Origin of the sequence: Prosthecobacter fluviatilis, from assembly GCF_042655725.1 — a bacterium.
GTDB classification, from domain to species: Bacteria; Verrucomicrobiota; Verrucomicrobiia; order Verrucomicrobiales; family Verrucomicrobiaceae; genus Prosthecobacter; species Prosthecobacter fluviatilis.
This window is the reverse complement of the sequence record NZ_JBHSMQ010000001.1, coordinates 239192-255294: the sequence shown is the minus strand read 5'-3', so window position 1 is coordinate 255294 and position 16103 is coordinate 239192. Positions and strand designations below refer to the sequence as shown.

The following is a 16103-nucleotide window of genomic DNA, read 5'->3' as shown; positions in this document are numbered from 1 at the left end:
CAGGGTGTATCGACCAGTTTGGGGGACAATGCAAACCCGCAGACATCCGGCCGGGGGGGAGGATCACAGCTTCATCGCATAGTGCACTTGGCGGGCGACCTCCTCAAAACCACAGCTCGGATAAAGGTGCTGGCCGATGGCATTGGAGGCCATCGTCTCGATCTGCGCCAGTTTCATCCCCTCCGTCCGCATGTAGTCGAGCGCGTGCTGGATGAGACGGCGCCCCAGCCCCAGCCCTCGGGCGCTTTCCACCACGGCGATGTTGGGAATACGCCCCCGCTCATTCACCCGGTCCAGCCGGGTGGTAATGTAGCCCAGAATCTCACCGCCACGCTCGGCCACAAAGCAGCCCTCCGGGCACTGGGCCACGTCGTCGTCGATGTGGCTTGCCTTGCGTACCTTCCAGTCCCGCTCATTCCAGAGGCCAAATTTGTGCTCCAGCATCTGCTCCAGAGCGACACTTCCGAAGGAAGCCACCGTAATTTGTCGCAGTTGCGACAAATCTTGCTCCTCAAAAGGGCGGATGTGCAGAGGTAGTTCGTCCATGGTTGCTAGAGTTGTAAAACGGGTCAAAGAGTGCCATGCTATCCCTTGGGACAAGTATCAATCGCTCAAATGGCACGGGTCTTGCGAAATACATGCCAGCTTGCTGGCGTTGACCAAAGTATTAATTCAGAGTTGCGAACATCTTAGTTTATATCATTCTTCTAGCACATGCTGCTTTTTAGCCGGACTTTTAGAAAACCCTGTTTTGCTGACTGCTTGGTCAAGGCAGTCGCGGGTGTCCTGCTGGCTGGCTCCCTCAGCCAATGCACTACGCCACCCAAAGGAGATGTCGTGGTCAGTGTCAAAGATCAAAAACTCGGCATCTACAGTGAGGGCAAACTCACCAAGGAGTATGTCATCTCGACTTCAAAATTCGGCCTCGGCGACCAGAAAGGCAGCAATCGCACGCCCCTGGGTCAGCATGAGGTCATCGCCAAAATCGGCAAAGGCCTGCCTGCAGGGGCCGTGCTGAAAAGCCGCCGCTGGAACGGTGAAGTGCTCAAACCCAACGCTCCAGGCCGTGACCCCATCGTCTCCCGCATCCTCTGGCTCAGAGGCATGGAGACCACCAACAAAAACGCCTTCAACCGTTACATTTACATCCATGGCACCCCGGAGGAAAATCGCCTCGGCCAACCCGCCAGCTACGGCTGCGTACGCATGGGAATGAAAGATGTGGTTGATCTTTTCGACAACGTCAATGTCGGCGCCAAAGTGGTCATCACCAAAGGCCACCTTCCCCCCAGCGAAAAGGAAAAACCTGCTGAGGTCGTGACCGATGGGGACGGCTCACCCGCGCTCAATGCCCCGTCCACAACTTCTGCTCAGCCCATCGAAGTGGCACGCCTCGTCCCCACCGAAGGTGAAAAGAAGCGCGCTGAAGAAAACGAAGCCCGGTCCTCAAAACGCACCCCAGAGGCTGAGAATGAGAAGCCTGCCCCCAGAAAGTCGGCCAGGCACAAGTCCGACACCAAGGTCGCAGGCCATGCTTCCACCCGGTCCAAAGCCAAGGCTTGACCAGCGCAGGGATCAGCCCACCACCAGTTCGAAGGCAGGCATTTTTTTCAGCAACGAGGGATTCGTTTCCTGGGGCATCCGGCGCATGATCTGCAGCCGCTTGGGATCAAGGGTCAGCCGCTGCTTCTGAATCCCGCCCTCATACACCGCGCTCTCGTTCCACCTCGGCTCCTCTCGGAACGCCGCCTGCGAAGGGAAATACACCGCTGTGCGCCCCACATTTTCATCGATCAGTCCGGCGTCAGCCTTGCCTGTCAGGTGAGATACTCCGACGATGCAACCCAGCTCCACCGCGCGTGCCGAGGCACAGCGGTCCACCCGTTCCACCCCCAGGAGGGTCTCCGTGGCACTCGGCACCAGGATCATGTCCACCCCTGCACCACGCAGCCGCACGCTGATTTCGGGGATCTCAATGTCCAGGCAGATCACCACCGCAAATCGCAGCCCGCCAAATTCCCACAGTCGCAGTTCAGTGCCCGGTGAAAACTCCGCCTCCCACGGTGTCAGGTGCAGTTTGTCCTGAAACAGGATGTTTTCCTCCACCAGGATCGGGGCACGGTTACGCAATTCCTGGCTCTCCTCGTGCCAGAACGGCACAGTACCCAGCACCACCGCCTTCCTAGGACGGATCAGCAGAGATTTCACCGCCGGCAGCACTTCGCCCCAGAAAACCTCGGCCACCCGCCTGAGCGTTCTCGGCTCGACCAGCGGCTCCAGGCCCACCCAGGTAAATTCCGGCAGCAGCACAAGGTCTGCCCCGCTGTCCCAGGAGGCTTCCACACAGTCCACCACCACCGCGGCAAATGCCGCCGGCGTTTTGGCCGCAGCGCCAGGGTCAAACGTACAGAGATCAACAGTAATCATGGCCGTGGCACACCCTGCGCCTCATTTCCCACACCCGCAACTGCCGCCGCAGCCCGGCTTCTTCCGGCGCTTGGCAGAGCGGATGATGAACAAGGCGATCGTTACAAGCACGACCCCGATCGCTGCGATGGATTGCCAGTCTGCGTTCATGGTGTGGAGAGGTTAGTAGCCCAGCGCGCTGCCAATCTGGAAAATCAGCAGGCTAAGTACATACGCCGTTCCCGTCATATATCCGAGCTGAAACAACGCCCATTTCCAGGAGCCCGTTTCCCGCTTCACAATCGCCGTCGTGCTGATGCACTGCATGGCGAAGACGTAAAATACCAGCAGGCTGATGCACACCAGCGGAGTATAGACTGGCTTCCCGTCCGGCTTGCGCTCGGCTGCCAGCTTGTCACGCAGCGGGTCGAGGTTTTCCTCGTCGTCACTCTCCACCGCATAGACCACCGCCATCGTCGAATTGAAGACCTCGCGGGCGGCAAAACTGCCGATCAGGCCGATGCCGATTTTCCAGTCATACCCGAGGGGCTTGATGGCAGGCTCGATCAGACGGCCCGCCTGCCCGGCAAAGCTGTATTCCAGCTGCTTCGCCTTGTCCTCCGTGTTGCTTTTGGGGTAGGTGGATGCGGCCCAGATCAGAATGGAAATGCCCAGGATGATCGTACCGGCCCGAACCAGGAACGCCTTCGCACGTTGCCACACCAGCAGCAGGATGGACCTCAGGGCCGGACGCTTGTAGGGCGGCATTTCCAGAATCATCGGGCTGACAGCCCCCTTCATGATGCTGCGGCTGAAAATCCAGGCGAAAACAAAGGCACCACCCGTTCCCAGCGCGTACAGGCCCGCAAACAGCGCGGCCTGTGTCAGCGCCCCCACCTTCCCCGTGGGAAACAAAACTCCGATCAAAAGCGTGTACACCGGCAAACGCGCAGAGCATGAGGCCAGCGGCGCTATCAGGATGGTGATGAGCCGGTCTTTCGGATTGTCGATCGTCCGGGCCGCCATCACCCCCGGCACAGCGCAGGCATACGAGCTGAGGAAAGGCAGGAAGGATTTTCCATTCAGCCCCACCTTGCTCATCGCCCAGTCCATGATGAAGGCCAGCCGCGCCATGTAGCCCGTGTCTTCCATGATGCCGATGAAGAAAAACAGGATCACGATCTGCGGCAGGAAGATGACCACCCCGCCCACACCAGGAATCACTCCGTTGACGATGAGATCCCTCAGGTCCCCTTCCCCCATCAGTCCTTCCACCCAGCTGCCGAGCTGGCCAAACCCACCATCAATCCAGTCCATCGGCACGGCGGCCACGGAGAAAATGAGGTAAGCCAGCACCATCAGCGCCACCAGCATGTTCACAAAACCCAGCACCGGGTGCAGAAAAATCCGGTCCAGCTTGCTGGTCAGTGTCTGCGCCTCCTGCTCTGGCCGTTTGAGCACCTCGCTGCAAAGCGCCTCGATTCCCCGGTAGCGCTCCGTCACCAGTTCATCTTCCCAGCCCGGAAAGGCAGCGTCGATGCTCTGCCTCAGTTCATGCACTCGGCTCATCTGTGAATCCGCGATTCCATAGTGCGTCGGGTCATGCCCTGACAGCAGGTACAGAGGCTCCAGCAGGGACGCTCTGGCGTGGATCGCCCCCGTCTCACAGAGCGGACCTCGGCTTTGCTCCAGCGCCTTCTTGACCCCTTCGGGAAGCACGGCGCTTTTCCACTTCGGCAGGGTCAGGTCCGCACGGCTGAGGGCCTGTTTCAGCTCGATCAGGCCCTGCCCGGAGACTGCCTGGGTCTTCACCACCGGCACCCCCAGCAGTTCAGACAGCTTGGCGGCATCAATGCGCCATTGACGCTGCTCGGCCACATCCACCATGTTCAACACCAGGATCGTCGGCAGCCCCAGCTCCAGCACCTGGCTGACAAGATAAAAATTACGCTCCAAGTTGGCCGAATCCACCACACAGACCACCCGGTCCGGGCGCGGCGTCTCCGGCCGGCGCCCCAGCAGCACATCACGCAGCACCGCCTCATCTGGAGAGCGCGCGTTCAGGCTGTAAGCCCCTGGCAGGTCGATCAGCCGCAGCTTTTTGCCGTGCTGGCTGTAGCACTCGCCGATTTTCTTCTCCACGGTCACCCCGGGGTAGTTGGCCACCTTCTGCTTCAGCCCGGTGAGCAGGTTGAAAAGCGTGGTCTTCCCGGAGTTCGGGTTCCCCACGATGGCGATGAGCGGTATCTCAGTGGTGGCCTGGCTCATGCGGCGGCGGGGGAGATGGCGATGAATGCCGCCTCATGATTGCGCATGGAAAGGTGGGAGCCGCGCACGCAGATCTCGATGGGCTCACCCAGAGGAGCACGGCGCGTCACCCGCACGCGTGTCCCGGGGACGATGCCCATCTCACGCAGCCGGGTGAGGCCGGACCGCCCTGTGGGCATGGCCTGTACGATGGCTTCGGAGCCAACGGGGAGTTCAGCTAAAGTGGCGGCTGGCATGATAAAGAGAAAACGGTGCTGCAATTGAGACTCTGTCGCAAACTTTGCGTTGAGATTAACAAGAACCTCCATTCTGGCAAATGCGTACTTTGAGCAGATTTTGTGCTCCCAGGCTCATTTCAGCCTCTTTCCACACACTTGCCACAGCGGTTGCACCGCCGCTGAAAGCCGCTAGTCTGCGCGCCCTCAAATTTTATGTGGAAAGGCCGATTTGCTCAGGAAACCAGCGCTCTCGTTCAGCGCTACGGAGAATCTGTGTCGTTTGACTGGAGGCTCTACCCCCACGACATCGCCGGTTCGATCGCTCACTCCAAAGGACTGCTCAAAGCAGGCATCCTGACCTCTGAGGAGCAGCATCAGATCGAAACCGGTCTGCTGGCGATCCGCCATCAGATCGAGGCAGGAGACTTTGAGTTCAAGGAGTCTCTCGAAGACGTCCACATGAACATCGAGTCCGAGCTCACCCGGCGTATTGGTCCCGCAGGTGCCAAGCTCCATACCGCCCGCAGCCGCAATGACCAGGTGGCCACAGACGTGCGCCTGTATTGCCGCACGGAGATCACCCGCATCCTCGGGCTCATTTCCTCCATGCAGGCGGCCCTCGTCGAGTGTGCCGAGCGCGGCGGAGACACCGTCATGCCCGGCTACACCCATCTGCAGCGTGGCCAGCCCGTCCTATTCGCCCATCACCTCCTCGCCTACGTGGAGATGCTCGCACGTGACGCCTCCCGCCTCGCCGACTGCCGCCAGCGCCTCAACGTCATGCCCCTCGGCTCTGGCGCACTGGCGGGCAGCACCATCATCCTCGACCGCGAATTTGTGGCCCAGCAGCTCGGCTTTGCTGGTGTGACTCAAAATTCCATGGATGCCGTCAGCGACCGCGATTTCGTCGCCGAGCTTCTCTTCGCTATTTCCCTCCTCGGAGTTCATCTCTCCCGCCTCAGCGAAGACGTCATCCTCTGGGCCAGCGCCGAGTTCGGTTTCGTCACCCTCAGCGACGCCCACACCACCGGCTCGTCCCTGATGCCGCAGAAAAAGAACCCGGATGTCGCCGAGCTCACTCGCGGCAAATCCGCACGCCTCATCGGCAATCTCATGAGCATCCTCACCCTGCTCAAAGGCCTGCCCATGACCTACAACCGCGACCTGCAGGAAGACAAGGAACCCCTCTTCGACTCCATCGACACCACCGTCATCGCGCTCGAAGTCTTCACCGAGATGATCACAGGCATGGACGTCAACCAGGCCAAAACCACCGCCGCCGCCAGCGACCCCATGCTCCTGGCCACCGATCTCGCCGACTATCTCGTCAATCATGGCGTCCCCTTCCGTCAGGCCCACGAAGTCATCGGCAAACTGGTGGCCTACTCCATCGAGCAGCAGCGCACTTTCGGCGACATGAAGCTTGAAGAATTCCAGCGCTTCTCACCGGCCTTCGAAGCCGACGTGACTGCCTGCCTGAACCTGGAAACCGCCATGACGGCCCGCAAAGGCATCGGCGCCCCATCTCCGCAGAACGTGAAAGCTCAGCTTGCACGCTGGCGCAAAGCCCTCACCCCTGAGTGACCTGCATGCAGATTCCGGATTTTGACCTCTACACCCCAGGAGCCGAGCCCGGCTGGCAGAAAACCCGCAGCGAAGCCCTGTTTTTCAATCCCCACGTCGGGGTCGAAAAAGCTCATTTCACCACCCCAAGCCGTGGAACAGAGGTTCCCTGGATGGTGGTCAAGCGCAAGGCCGCCGTGGCCATCGCCCCCGTGCTGGAGGACGGCCGCTTCGTCATGGTTCATCAGGAGCGCCTCCCCGTCATGCAGACCATGTGGGAATTTCCCGCCGGTCAGATCGACACCGCAGTGACCCGTGAGTCCGTCATCCACACCATTCAAAATGAACTCCGTGAGGAGTGCGGCTGCGCGCTCCACCCGGATCTGGGCACGCTCCAGCCGCTTGGCTGGTATTTTCCTTCGCAAGGTTTTACCGACGAGATCGTTTATCTGTTTACGGCGAAGCCCGTGTGTGTCGTCAGCCGTCCGGAACCGGATGGCAGCGAACACATCAGCGACGTGCGGTTTGTCAGCGCGGGAGAACTGCGTGGGATGATTGCTGCCAATGCGATCACCAACGCCCTGACGCTGGCTCTCTACGCGCGGATCGCGGCCAAAGGACTGCTCTAGCCCTGCGCACCCGCAACTTCCTTCCCCCCTCACTCCCATGTGGTCCGGCCTACTCCAAAAAGTCTTCAAAGTTCGCGAAAAAGTCGCCCTGAATCTGGGCGGCAAAGGCGATGAGGAAAAACCCTTCCTCGATCACCTCGAGGACCTGCGCAAAATGATCGTGCGCATGGCCATGACGCTGCTGGTCTCCACGATCATCACGTTCTGCTTCTACGAGCAGCTCTTTGAGATCATCAAGCACCCGCTCTGGGCCACCGGAGTCATCAAAACCCAGGAGCAGCTCAAGGCCATGCTGCAGATCCTGACACCTCAGGAAGGCTTCCTCATGGTCATGAATCTGGCCCTGATCGCCGCGGTGATTTTATCCTTCCCCTTGCTGCTCTTATTCTTGCTGCAGTTTGTCCTTCCAGGGCTGAAACCTGAGGAAAAAAAGGCCATTTTCCCCGCCATCGGCATCGGTGCCGGCTTGTTTCTTCTGGGTGCCAGCTTCGCCTTCTACGTCGTGCTCCCCAAGGCGCTCGAATTCTTTTACACCTTCAATGAGAGCCTGGGCATGTCCAACGGCTGGCGGCTGGACGGCTACGTGAAGTTTGCCACCCGCTTCATCCTGCTCTTCGGCGTCGCCTTTGAGCTGCCGGTCATCGTCATGGTCCTGGTGAAGCTCGACTTCCTCAACTACAAGCTCATGAGCACGACGCGCTCCTACGCCATCGTCGCCATCGCCATTTTTGCGGCTGTCGTCACCCCCACCCCCGACCCCTTCACCATGCTGGTGCTCGCAGGCCCCCTCTATGTGCTGTATGAGACCTGCATCTGGCTCGCTTACTTCATGGAGAAGAAAGACCGCGCCGCCTACCCTGAGTACTACGCCGACATCGACAAAGACGAAAAAGCGCTGGAAGAATCTGCCAACGACGACTGGGACAACGAAAACTACAACCCCTGGTCCTCAGCCGATGACGACGACGAAGACAAGGACGACTACCAGTCTCCCGCCGCCAAACCATCCGCGCCACCACCAGACGTTGAACACTCCGAAGTCGAAGACCAGGGAGAGGACCAGAGTTCTCAGATGCCAGATGAAGATCCGGCAGACCTTCCGACCCGCGAAATGACCCTGGAAGAACTCGCCCGCGAAGACGAAAAACGCTCGGGTGAGCCTCCCCAGAATTCATAACGCCGGGCCGAACGCCTCAAATCTTGCCAAAGAGACGCAGTGTGACCCGCTGCGTCTCTTCAGCGTTCAGGTGCGCCTTCACAATCAATGACCAGCACACACGGCGCATCAGACTTGATGTCGAGTCTGCGCACGAGCAGGCGGGCAAGATACGACTTCCCCCACTCGGTTTCACGATCCATGAAGCGCCCCAGGGGCGTGTCACGCTCGACACATGCCACGAAATGCGGCTGCCCCCCGCCCGAAACCTGCACGTCAAACGTGATGTACCTTGGACGCAGCTCCACAGCAATGTCCAGACCGTGGCTGGGCCGCAGCGCGACGTAAAACCAATCCGCCTCTCCTGCGGGCTTTTTGAGAAAGCCGGCCAGAGCCCCTGAGTGGGTCTCCCTCAGCAGCGGCCAGCTGATCCGGCGTTTGCCATCGCCCCCCTTCTCCAGGCGCACCAGAGCACCATTGGCACAGGCTGAAGTCACCAGCTTGAACACCAGCACCGGCTCACCACCTGGCAGCGTCTGCGGCATTCCAGGAATGCGGGAAAGCAGCCGAAGCTCCGTTTTGGCACCACCACCAAACAAGGCTTCGATTTCAGCACCGTATTTGGCCGCCTCGTGGATGCAGGCGGCCCGGCCTTCCGCGCTGTCTGCAGCAAACAGCTCCGTAACCAGTGCTTTCGTGTCTGCGGTCACAGCTCCCGCATCCGGAGCCGGGATCACGGCACGGGAAATCTGCGTTGGAGGCACGCTCGGCTCATTCGGCACCGGTTCCTTGCCATGAGACGCTCCTGCCACGGCCCCAGGCTGGCCCGCCGATGCGTTGACACTGTCCCACCACAGCCACAGAGCGCCACCGCACACAGCCGCAAACGCCAGCACGGCACAAATTCCGCGCCAGGGGGAGCTGCGCAGGTGCGGCGGCGGCGTGAAGTCGTCCCTCGGCGGCGGCCCACCCGTCGGCAGCAGCGCCTGTGAAGGGTGCAAAGTCGGACGTGCCACAGATATCGTAGGCATGGGCACCGGCGGCGGCTGGGCAGGCTGCCACGCCGCAGGCTGCGCAAAAACAGGCGGGACTGGTGCTGCCTGGGCCTGGGAAACACGCCTCCGCACCTGCGCCACCCCTGCCACCTGGGCCTGCGTGCCAAAATAGCCCCTCAGCGCATTATGCGCGCAATGCGGACACTGCACCATGCCTTCCATGCTTTGCTGCATGGAGAGAAATGCCTGGCCGCAGGCCGGGCAGATCAGACTGGCGGTGGTGCCTGGGTTCATCTTGCGCAAAAACTTACCCCATGTGCGGCTTCTTGCGCGAGCTGATTGCAGCAATCCGCCACAAGACGGGCGCGCACGCAGAACTTTCTGGCGCACAGGGCGGCATGCAGTAGATTTTCCCCTCGCATGAGTCGCCCCAATGATGATCTGAAACCCATTCCCCGTCACATAGCCATGATCATGGACGGCAACGGTCGCTGGGCGAAAGAGCGGGGGCTGCCACGCACCGAAGGCCACCGCGCCGGCGCGGAAACCGTGCGACGGGTCGTCGAATGCTGCGGAGAAATCGGCGTCGAATTCCTCACCCTCTACGCCTTTTCCTCTGAAAACTGGAAGCGCCCCAAACGCGAAGTCGAGGCGCTGATGAAGCTGCTCGAAATCTTTCTCCGTGGCGAGCTGCCCCTGATGATGAAGCAAAATGTCCGGCTCCAGGCCATCGGCCGTCTCCACGACCTGCCCCAGTCCTGCCAGAACGAGCTCCACCGCTGCATTGAGGCCACCTCCCAAAACACCGGCCTCACCCTCATCCTGGCTCTCAGCTACGGCGGCCGGGAGGAAATCATCGACGGCGTCAAAAGCCTGCTGCGCAGCATCGAAGGCGGACACCTGGACAAAGCCATGATCGATGTCGAAATGTTCGGCAAGCATCTCTACACACGCTACTATCCAGATCCTGACCTCCTTATCCGCACTTCGGGAGAGGTTCGTCTGTCAAACTTCCTGCTCTGGCAGGTCAGCTACACCGAGTTTTACATCACCGAAAAGCTCTGGCCGGATTTCTCCAAGGAAGATCTGAAAACCGCCATCCGTGCCTTCCACCAGCGCCACCGCCGCTTCGGAGGCGTATGACGAATGTTGACCTCCCCCCCAATTGCTGCGATAACGCACTTCCAACCCAAAAATTAACGCCTAATGCCAGATAACCCGGATACCCACCTCATTATCGTGGATCCAGATGCCGACTTTCTCGCATGGGCTGCCGCCCATCTGAAAGCACCGGGCGTTTCCATCAGCACATTTGAGCGGGCCGAAGACGCCCTGGCCTCCTATGTGAAAAAGCGCGCCGACCTGCTTCTCTCTGAAGTCCGTCTGAATGGCACCACCGGCATCGAGCTGCTCAAACGGCTGCGCCAGACCGATCCGCAGTCCATGGTCATCCTCTTCAGCGGCACCGCCACCACCAGCCACGTCATCGAGGCCATGCGCCTTGGCGCCTACGATGTGCTCGGCAAGGAGCGCCTGCCCTACGAGCTGCGCACCGTTGTCGAAAGCGCCCTCACCTCCATCGAGGCCCGCAACGCCACCCGCGCCCAGAGCGCGGAGGTTCCCACCGAATCGATTCAGGAGACCATCATCGGCCGTTCGGCGCCCATGCAGGAGGTCTTCAAGCTCATCGGCCGTGTCTCCCGCTCTGACGCCCCCGTCATGATCACCGGAGAGAGCGGCTGCGGCAAAGAGCTCGTCGCCGGTGCCATCCACAAATTCAGCCCTCGTGCCCAGAAGGAGTTCGTCGCCATCAACGTCACGGCCATCCCTGACAACCTCCTCGAAAGCGAAATCTTCGGCCACGAAAAAGGCTCCTTCACCGGCGCGGTGAATCAGCGCGTCGGACGCTTTGAACAGTGCGACGGCGGCACCCTCTTCCTCGACGAAATCGGCGACATGCCCCTGGCTGTGCAGAGCAAGCTCCTGCGCGTGCTCCAGGAGGGCCAGTACTCCCGCGTCGGCAGCAACCAGACCCTCAAGACCGACGTCCGCGTCCTCGCCGCCACCAACAAGCATCTCGAAGACGAAGTCGCCAAGGGCAATTTCCGCGAGGACTTGTTCTACCGCCTCAACGTCGTCCGCATCCACATTCCGCCGCTCCGCGAGCGCCGCGAAGACGTTCGTCTGCTGGCTGAATTCTTCCTGCACCGCCTCTCGGCACGCCGCCGTGGGCCGCAAATGCGCTTCACCGATGACGCGCTCGACATGCTCGACGCCTACGACTGGCCCGGCAATGTCCGCGAACTGGAAAACACCATCCAGCGCGCCTGCGCCCTCTGCAATTCCGACGTGCTTCTGCCCTCGGACATTCCGCTTGGCAGCAAAGGCGCCCGCCACATGGACCCCTCCAGCACCGTCACCCGCATGCGCGATGCCCTCAGCATGCTCGTCAGCGTGGCGGAAAAAAGCCCCGACATCGAACTCCTCCCATGGGTGGAGCGCGAACTCTCCCGCCTGGCATTTCGTCATTTCAGCGAAGATGCCGACCGCACCGCCAAGTTCCTTGGCGTCACCGGCGCAGCGCTGCAAAACCATCTCAGCGCACCCGCTGTCAAAAAGGCGGCCATTGAGCCCACCCTCAGCGTCCCGGCAGTGAAAAAGGCCAAAAAAGCCAGTTAAACCACTGCCCTTCTCAGACCGCTGCCCCCCTTCCGGGCCGCTTCAGTCGTTAGACCCGTCTCAGACCTTACGTTAATCCAACCTCTCTATGCTCAAACAACTCACGCTCACCGCCCTTGCGGCGCTCTCATTCACCACCTCCCAGGCCGAAGACGGCTGGATTTCCATGTTCAATGGCAAAGACCTGACCGGCTGGAAGTCCAATGAAGAAGTCCCCGGCGTCTTCACCGTCGAAAACGGCGAGCTCAAAGTCAGCGGCGGCCGCGCCCATCTGTTTTACGTCGGCGAAACCGGCGAAGCCAAGTTCCAAAACTTCGAGCTCAAGCTCAAAGTCAAAACCACCCCCGGCTCCAACAGCGGCGTGTACTTCCACACCCAGTACCAGGACAAAGGCTGGCCGGACAAAGGATTTGAGTGCCAGGTCAACAGCACCCACACCGACCCCAAGAAAACCGGCAGCCTCTATGGCGTCATCAACATCCTCGCCCTCCTGGAAGGCCAGAAAGAGCCCGAAGGCGGCAAGCATATCAAAGTGCCCCTCGCTCCCAGCACAGACGGCGAATGGTTTGACTACCTCATCAAGGTCGAAGGCAAGCACATCACCCTTTCCGTCAACGGCAAGGTCACGGTCGACTTCGTCGAGCCCGAAGGATGGGACCCCGCCAAGGAGCTGAAAAACATGCCCGGCCGCAAGCTCAGCGAAGGCACCTTCGCCATCCAGGGCCACGACCCCAAGAGCACCACCTACTACAAGGACATCTTTGTGAAGGTGATTCCTTGATCTGACACGCACATTCCCTCCCTCACAGCGGGCGTCCGAAAAGGACGCCCGCTTTTTTATGCCCGGCCGATGAGCCAACTTGCCTGACGATTCATTTGACGCGGGGCTTCGTTCTGAGCACCTAGCACCATGCTCCTCAACCACGGCATCCATCTCGGCTACTGCACCAACATCCACCGCGGAGAAACGTGGGAGGAAACCTGGAACGGCCTCAAAAACTACACCCTGAGGGTGAAGGACCGTGTCAGCAGTGGCAGCCCCTACGGCATCGGCCTGCGCCTCAGCCTTCAGGCCGCCCTGGAACTCAGCGCTCCCGGAAAAATCGACGAATTCAAAGCCTGGCTGGACGCCAATGGCTGCTACGTTTTCACCATCAACGGCTTCCCCTACGGCTCCTTCCACGGCACCCGCGTCAAGGAGCACGTCTTCAAGCCGGACTGGAGCACCCCTGAGCGGCTCGAATACACCAATCTGCTCTTCGACATCCTCGCGCAGCTTCTGCCCCCGGGTGTCAGCGGCAGCGTCAGCACCCTGCCCGGTTCACACAAAACCTTCGCCATTGGCTCGGACGAGTTTCAGGCCATCTTCACCAATCTCCGACTCTGCCGCGAGCACATCGAAAAAGTCGCCGCCAAATCCGGCCACGACCTCCATCTCGGCCTCGAGCCCGAACCCCTCGGACTGTTCGAAACCAGCGGCGAAACCCTCAAATTCTTCGGCCTCTACCTCGACCGCCACCCGCAGGACCGCGACTTTTTCAAATTCGTCGGCCTCAACTACGACACCTGCCACCTCGCCATCGAGTTCGAAGACGCGCAAACCGCGCTCAAACGCATCACCGGCGCCGGCATCCGTATCAGCAAACTTCACTTCAGCTCCGCTCTCAAGCTCAAGCCCACCCCCGAAAACGTGTCCAAGCTGCACGCCTTTGACGAGCCGGTGTACTTCCACCAGGTCATCGCCAGCTACGGCAAGGACGAGCCTCTGCGCCGCTTCAAGGACCTGCCAGACGCCCTGCAGTTTGCCGCTGCCAGCCCCGGCAGCCTCGGCGAAGAATGGCGCGTCCATTTCCACATTCCCATCCACGCCCAGCCCGGCGGCGGTTTTGACAGCACACGGGATCACCTGCTTGGTGCCATGGACTGGCTCTCCCAAAACCCCTCCAAATGCCAGCACATCGAAATGGAGACCTACACCTGGGAAGTCCTGCCGCTGGAAATGCGCAGCGGCGACGTGGTGGACCAGCTCGTGCGGGAGTACGAATGGACGCTGGCTGAAATGCGCAGCCGAAATCTGACACCCTGGGCAGACTGATCACTAGCCGGAAGATGGGCAGGCGGCCTATGCAGGCCTCGCTTGACGACTTCTTGCCCCCTGCCCTCTTGACATCCCCTCTTCCAGCCCCCAAGTCTGGACTCCCCTTTCCCCAACATGCAATCCCTCTGGAACGACCAAGAAGCCGCCACTTTCGGCACCGATCTGCTCGGACAACGCGTCTACACCTCACGCCTGCTCGGCCGCAATCCCGCACTCGTCCTCCACGGCGGCGGCAATACCTCGGTCAAGGTCACGGAAAAGGATTACTTCGGCGACGACGTCGAGCTTTGCTACGTCAAAGGCAGCGGCTGGGATCTGGCCACCATCGAGCGTGCCGGCTTCTCCCCCGTGCGTATGGACGCCCTCCTCAAAATGTCCAAACTCGCTGCCATGAGCGATGAAGACATGGTCCTGCAGCAGCGCGCCGCCATGACCAATCCCAATGCGCCTGCAGCTAGCATCGAGGCCATCCTGCACGCCATCCTCCCCTTCAAGTTCGTTGACCATAGCCACGCCAACGCCATCTCCGCCCTCACCTGCAACTCAGAAGGCGAAGCCCGTGTGAAGGAAATCTACGGCAGCCGCGTCATCGTCGTCCCCTACGTGATGCCCGGCTTCATCCTCGCCAAGACCATCGCCGATCTCATCGCGGGCCGCGACCTGCGCAAAGAAGGCATCCAGGGCATGGTCCTGCTCAAACACGGCCTCTTCACCTTCGACGACGACGCCCGCAAGAGCTACGAGCTCCACATCGAAATGGTGACCATGGCGGAAGACTACCTCGCCAAAAAAGGTGCCAAAGCCGCCACTGCCGCTGCCTCCACGGACCTCATGGCCCTTGCCAAGCTGCGGCAGGCAGTCTCCAAGCGCCGTGGCTTCCCGCAAATCGCACGCCTCAATGCCTCCCCCGAAGCCGTCGGTTATGCCAATCTCGCCAACGTCTCCACCTTCGGCACCCGCGGCCCCCTGACCCCGGACCACAGCATCCGCACCAAGCGCGCCCCCGCCTTCATCGGTGAAGACCTCGACGCCAGCGTGCAGAGCTACGCAGACGACTACGCCGCTTACTTTAGCCGTCACGCCAGCGGCCAGACCATGCTCGACCCCGCCCCACGCTTCGCCATCTGGCCGGGCCAGGGAGTCGTCAGCTTTGGCGACACCCTGAAGGACGCCAAGATCGTCGCTGACATCGCTGAGTCCACCGTCGCCACCGTGCAGCTCGGTGAATCCGTCGGCGGCTGGGAGCCCCTGCCAGAGAAAGACATCTTCGAAATCGAATACTGGGACCTCGAGCAGGCCAAGCTCCGCAAAGGCCCCGCACGCAAGGTGCATCAGGGCAAGGTTGCCCTCGTCACCGGTTGCGCCGCCGGCATCGGCTTCGCCATCGCAGAATCCCTCGCCGAGCAAGGCGCTCAGGTCGTCGGTCTCGACATCGACAAGGAGATCCCCGACATCATGAAAAAGATCGGCGGCATCGGCATCGTCGTGAACCTCACCGAAGACCAGCCCGTGCAGGACGCCATCGACTTCACCGTGCGCGAATTCGGCGGCATCGACATCGTCGTCAGCAACGCCGGCATCTTCCCCAAGAACGACCCTCTCGACACCATGGCGCAGGGCGACTGGGACCGCACCCTCATGATCAACCTCACCAGCCATCAAAAGCTGATGAACAAGGTCATCCCCTATGTGAAGCAGGGCATCGATGCCAGCATCATCTTCGTCGGCAGCCGCAACTTCAAAGCCCCCGGCCCCGGCGCCAGCGCCTACTCCTGCTCCAAGGCCGCCCTCACCCAGCTCTGCCGCGTCGCCGCACTCGAGCTCGCCCCTCACAAGATCCGCGTCAACATCGTCCACCCGGACGCCGTGTTCGACACCAAGCTCTGGACCCCCGAAGCCCTGCTCAAGAGCGCCAGCCGCTACGGCATGACCGTTGAGGAGTACAAGACCAAAAACCTCATGAAGGTGGAGATCAAATCCAAGGACATCGGCAACATGGTCTCCGCCATGGCCTCCCCCCTCTTCGCCAAAGTCACCGGGGCGCAAATCCCGGTGGATGGTGGGAATGACCGGGTGATCTAAGCTCTGAAA

The 16103-nt window shown here is 60.8% G+C and carries 15 protein-coding genes; 9 read left to right on the top strand and 6 right to left on the bottom strand.

Annotated features, from left to right (window positions below; genetic code table 11):
- Positions 1-63: 63 nt before the first annotated feature.
- A complete protein-coding gene (locus tag ACFQDI_RS00975) occupies positions 64-546 on the bottom strand; it encodes a GNAT family N-acetyltransferase (RefSeq protein ID WP_377162459.1) in 483 nt (160 codons plus the stop codon).
- 216 nt (positions 547-762) lie between these two features.
- Between ACFQDI_RS00975 and ACFQDI_RS00970 the strand changes: the two genes are divergently transcribed.
- Entirely contained in the window at positions 763-1563 is an 801-nt protein-coding gene (locus ACFQDI_RS00970) for a L,D-transpeptidase family protein (RefSeq protein ID WP_377162457.1), read from the top strand.
- Positions 1564-1575: 12 nt separating this feature from the next.
- Here the strand turns inward: ACFQDI_RS00970 and ACFQDI_RS00965 are convergent, their stop codons facing one another.
- From ACFQDI_RS00965 to ACFQDI_RS00950, 4 genes are read right to left on the bottom strand one after another with little or no spacing between them, the layout of a single operon-like run.
- Complete coding sequence (locus ACFQDI_RS00965; RefSeq protein WP_377162455.1) at positions 1576-2427, bottom strand: nitrilase-related carbon-nitrogen hydrolase; 852 nt, start codon at positions 2425-2427, stop codon at positions 1576-1578.
- A gap of 21 nt (positions 2428-2448) precedes the next feature.
- The gene (locus ACFQDI_RS00960) at positions 2449-2577 is read right to left on the bottom strand and encodes a FeoB-associated Cys-rich membrane protein (protein WP_377162453.1); all 129 of its coding nucleotides are present in this window, start codon (positions 2575-2577) and stop codon (positions 2449-2451) included.
- Between the two features lie 12 nt (positions 2578-2589).
- Complete coding sequence (gene feoB / locus ACFQDI_RS00955; RefSeq protein WP_377162451.1) at positions 2590-4674, bottom strand: ferrous iron transport protein B; 2085 nt, start codon at positions 4672-4674, stop codon at positions 2590-2592.
- Positions 4671-4910, bottom strand: a complete 240-nt coding sequence (locus ACFQDI_RS00950) for a FeoA family protein (RefSeq protein WP_377162449.1) — start codon at positions 4908-4910, stop codon at positions 4671-4673. Before ACFQDI_RS00950 ends, feoB begins: the two co-directional genes overlap by 4 nt.
- 195 nt (positions 4911-5105) lie before the next feature.
- On the opposite strand from ACFQDI_RS00950, the gene argH reads away from it, so the two are divergent.
- Genes argH through tatC form a run of 3 tightly spaced genes read left to right on the top strand, consistent with a single transcriptional unit; the run spans position 5106 to position 8261 of the window.
- Entirely contained in the window at positions 5106-6476 is a 1371-nt protein-coding gene (gene argH, locus ACFQDI_RS00945; protein WP_377162447.1) for an argininosuccinate lyase, read from the top strand.
- Positions 6477-6481: 5 nt separating this feature from the next.
- The gene (locus tag ACFQDI_RS00940) at positions 6482-7084 is read left to right on the top strand and encodes an NUDIX hydrolase (RefSeq protein WP_377162445.1); all 603 of its coding nucleotides are present in this window, start codon (positions 6482-6484) and stop codon (positions 7082-7084) included.
- Between the two features lie 37 nt (positions 7085-7121).
- Positions 7122-8261, top strand: a complete 1140-nt coding sequence (tatC, locus tag ACFQDI_RS00935; RefSeq protein WP_377162443.1) for a twin-arginine translocase subunit TatC — start codon at positions 7122-7124, stop codon at positions 8259-8261.
- Positions 8262-8320: 59 nt separating this feature from the next.
- Here tatC and ACFQDI_RS00930 read toward each other — a convergent pair whose 3' ends face one another.
- On the bottom strand, positions 8321-9529 hold the full coding sequence (locus tag ACFQDI_RS00930; RefSeq protein ID WP_377162441.1) for a hypothetical protein: 1209 nt from the start codon (positions 9527-9529) through the stop codon (positions 8321-8323).
- Between the two features lie 126 nt (positions 9530-9655).
- Here ACFQDI_RS00930 and ACFQDI_RS00925 point away from each other — a divergent pair, with 126 nt between their 5' ends.
- The 5 genes from ACFQDI_RS00925 to ACFQDI_RS00905 all read left to right on the top strand — a co-directional run bounded on the left by ACFQDI_RS00925 (position 9656) and on the right by ACFQDI_RS00905 (position 16094).
- Positions 9656-10378 carry an isoprenyl transferase gene (locus tag ACFQDI_RS00925; RefSeq protein ID WP_377162439.1) on the top strand — a complete coding sequence of 241 codons (723 nt, stop codon included), beginning with the start codon at positions 9656-9658 and terminating at the stop codon, positions 10376-10378.
- Between the two features lie 63 nt (positions 10379-10441).
- Entirely contained in the window at positions 10442-11914 is a 1473-nt protein-coding gene (locus tag ACFQDI_RS00920) for a sigma-54-dependent transcriptional regulator (RefSeq protein ID WP_377162437.1), read from the top strand.
- An 88-nt stretch (positions 11915-12002) separates the two neighbouring features.
- Positions 12003-12695 carry a 3-keto-disaccharide hydrolase gene (locus tag ACFQDI_RS00915; protein WP_377162435.1) on the top strand — a complete coding sequence of 231 codons (693 nt, stop codon included), beginning with the start codon at positions 12003-12005 and terminating at the stop codon, positions 12693-12695.
- A gap of 129 nt (positions 12696-12824) precedes the next feature.
- Positions 12825-14009 carry a metabolite traffic protein EboE gene (eboE, locus tag ACFQDI_RS00910; RefSeq protein ID WP_377162433.1) on the top strand — a complete coding sequence of 395 codons (1185 nt, stop codon included), beginning with the start codon at positions 12825-12827 and terminating at the stop codon, positions 14007-14009.
- Positions 14010-14126: 117 nt separating this feature from the next.
- Positions 14127-16094, top strand: a complete 1968-nt coding sequence (locus tag ACFQDI_RS00905; RefSeq protein ID WP_377162431.1) for a bifunctional aldolase/short-chain dehydrogenase — start codon at positions 14127-14129, stop codon at positions 16092-16094.
- Positions 16095-16103 lie beyond the last annotated feature (9 nt).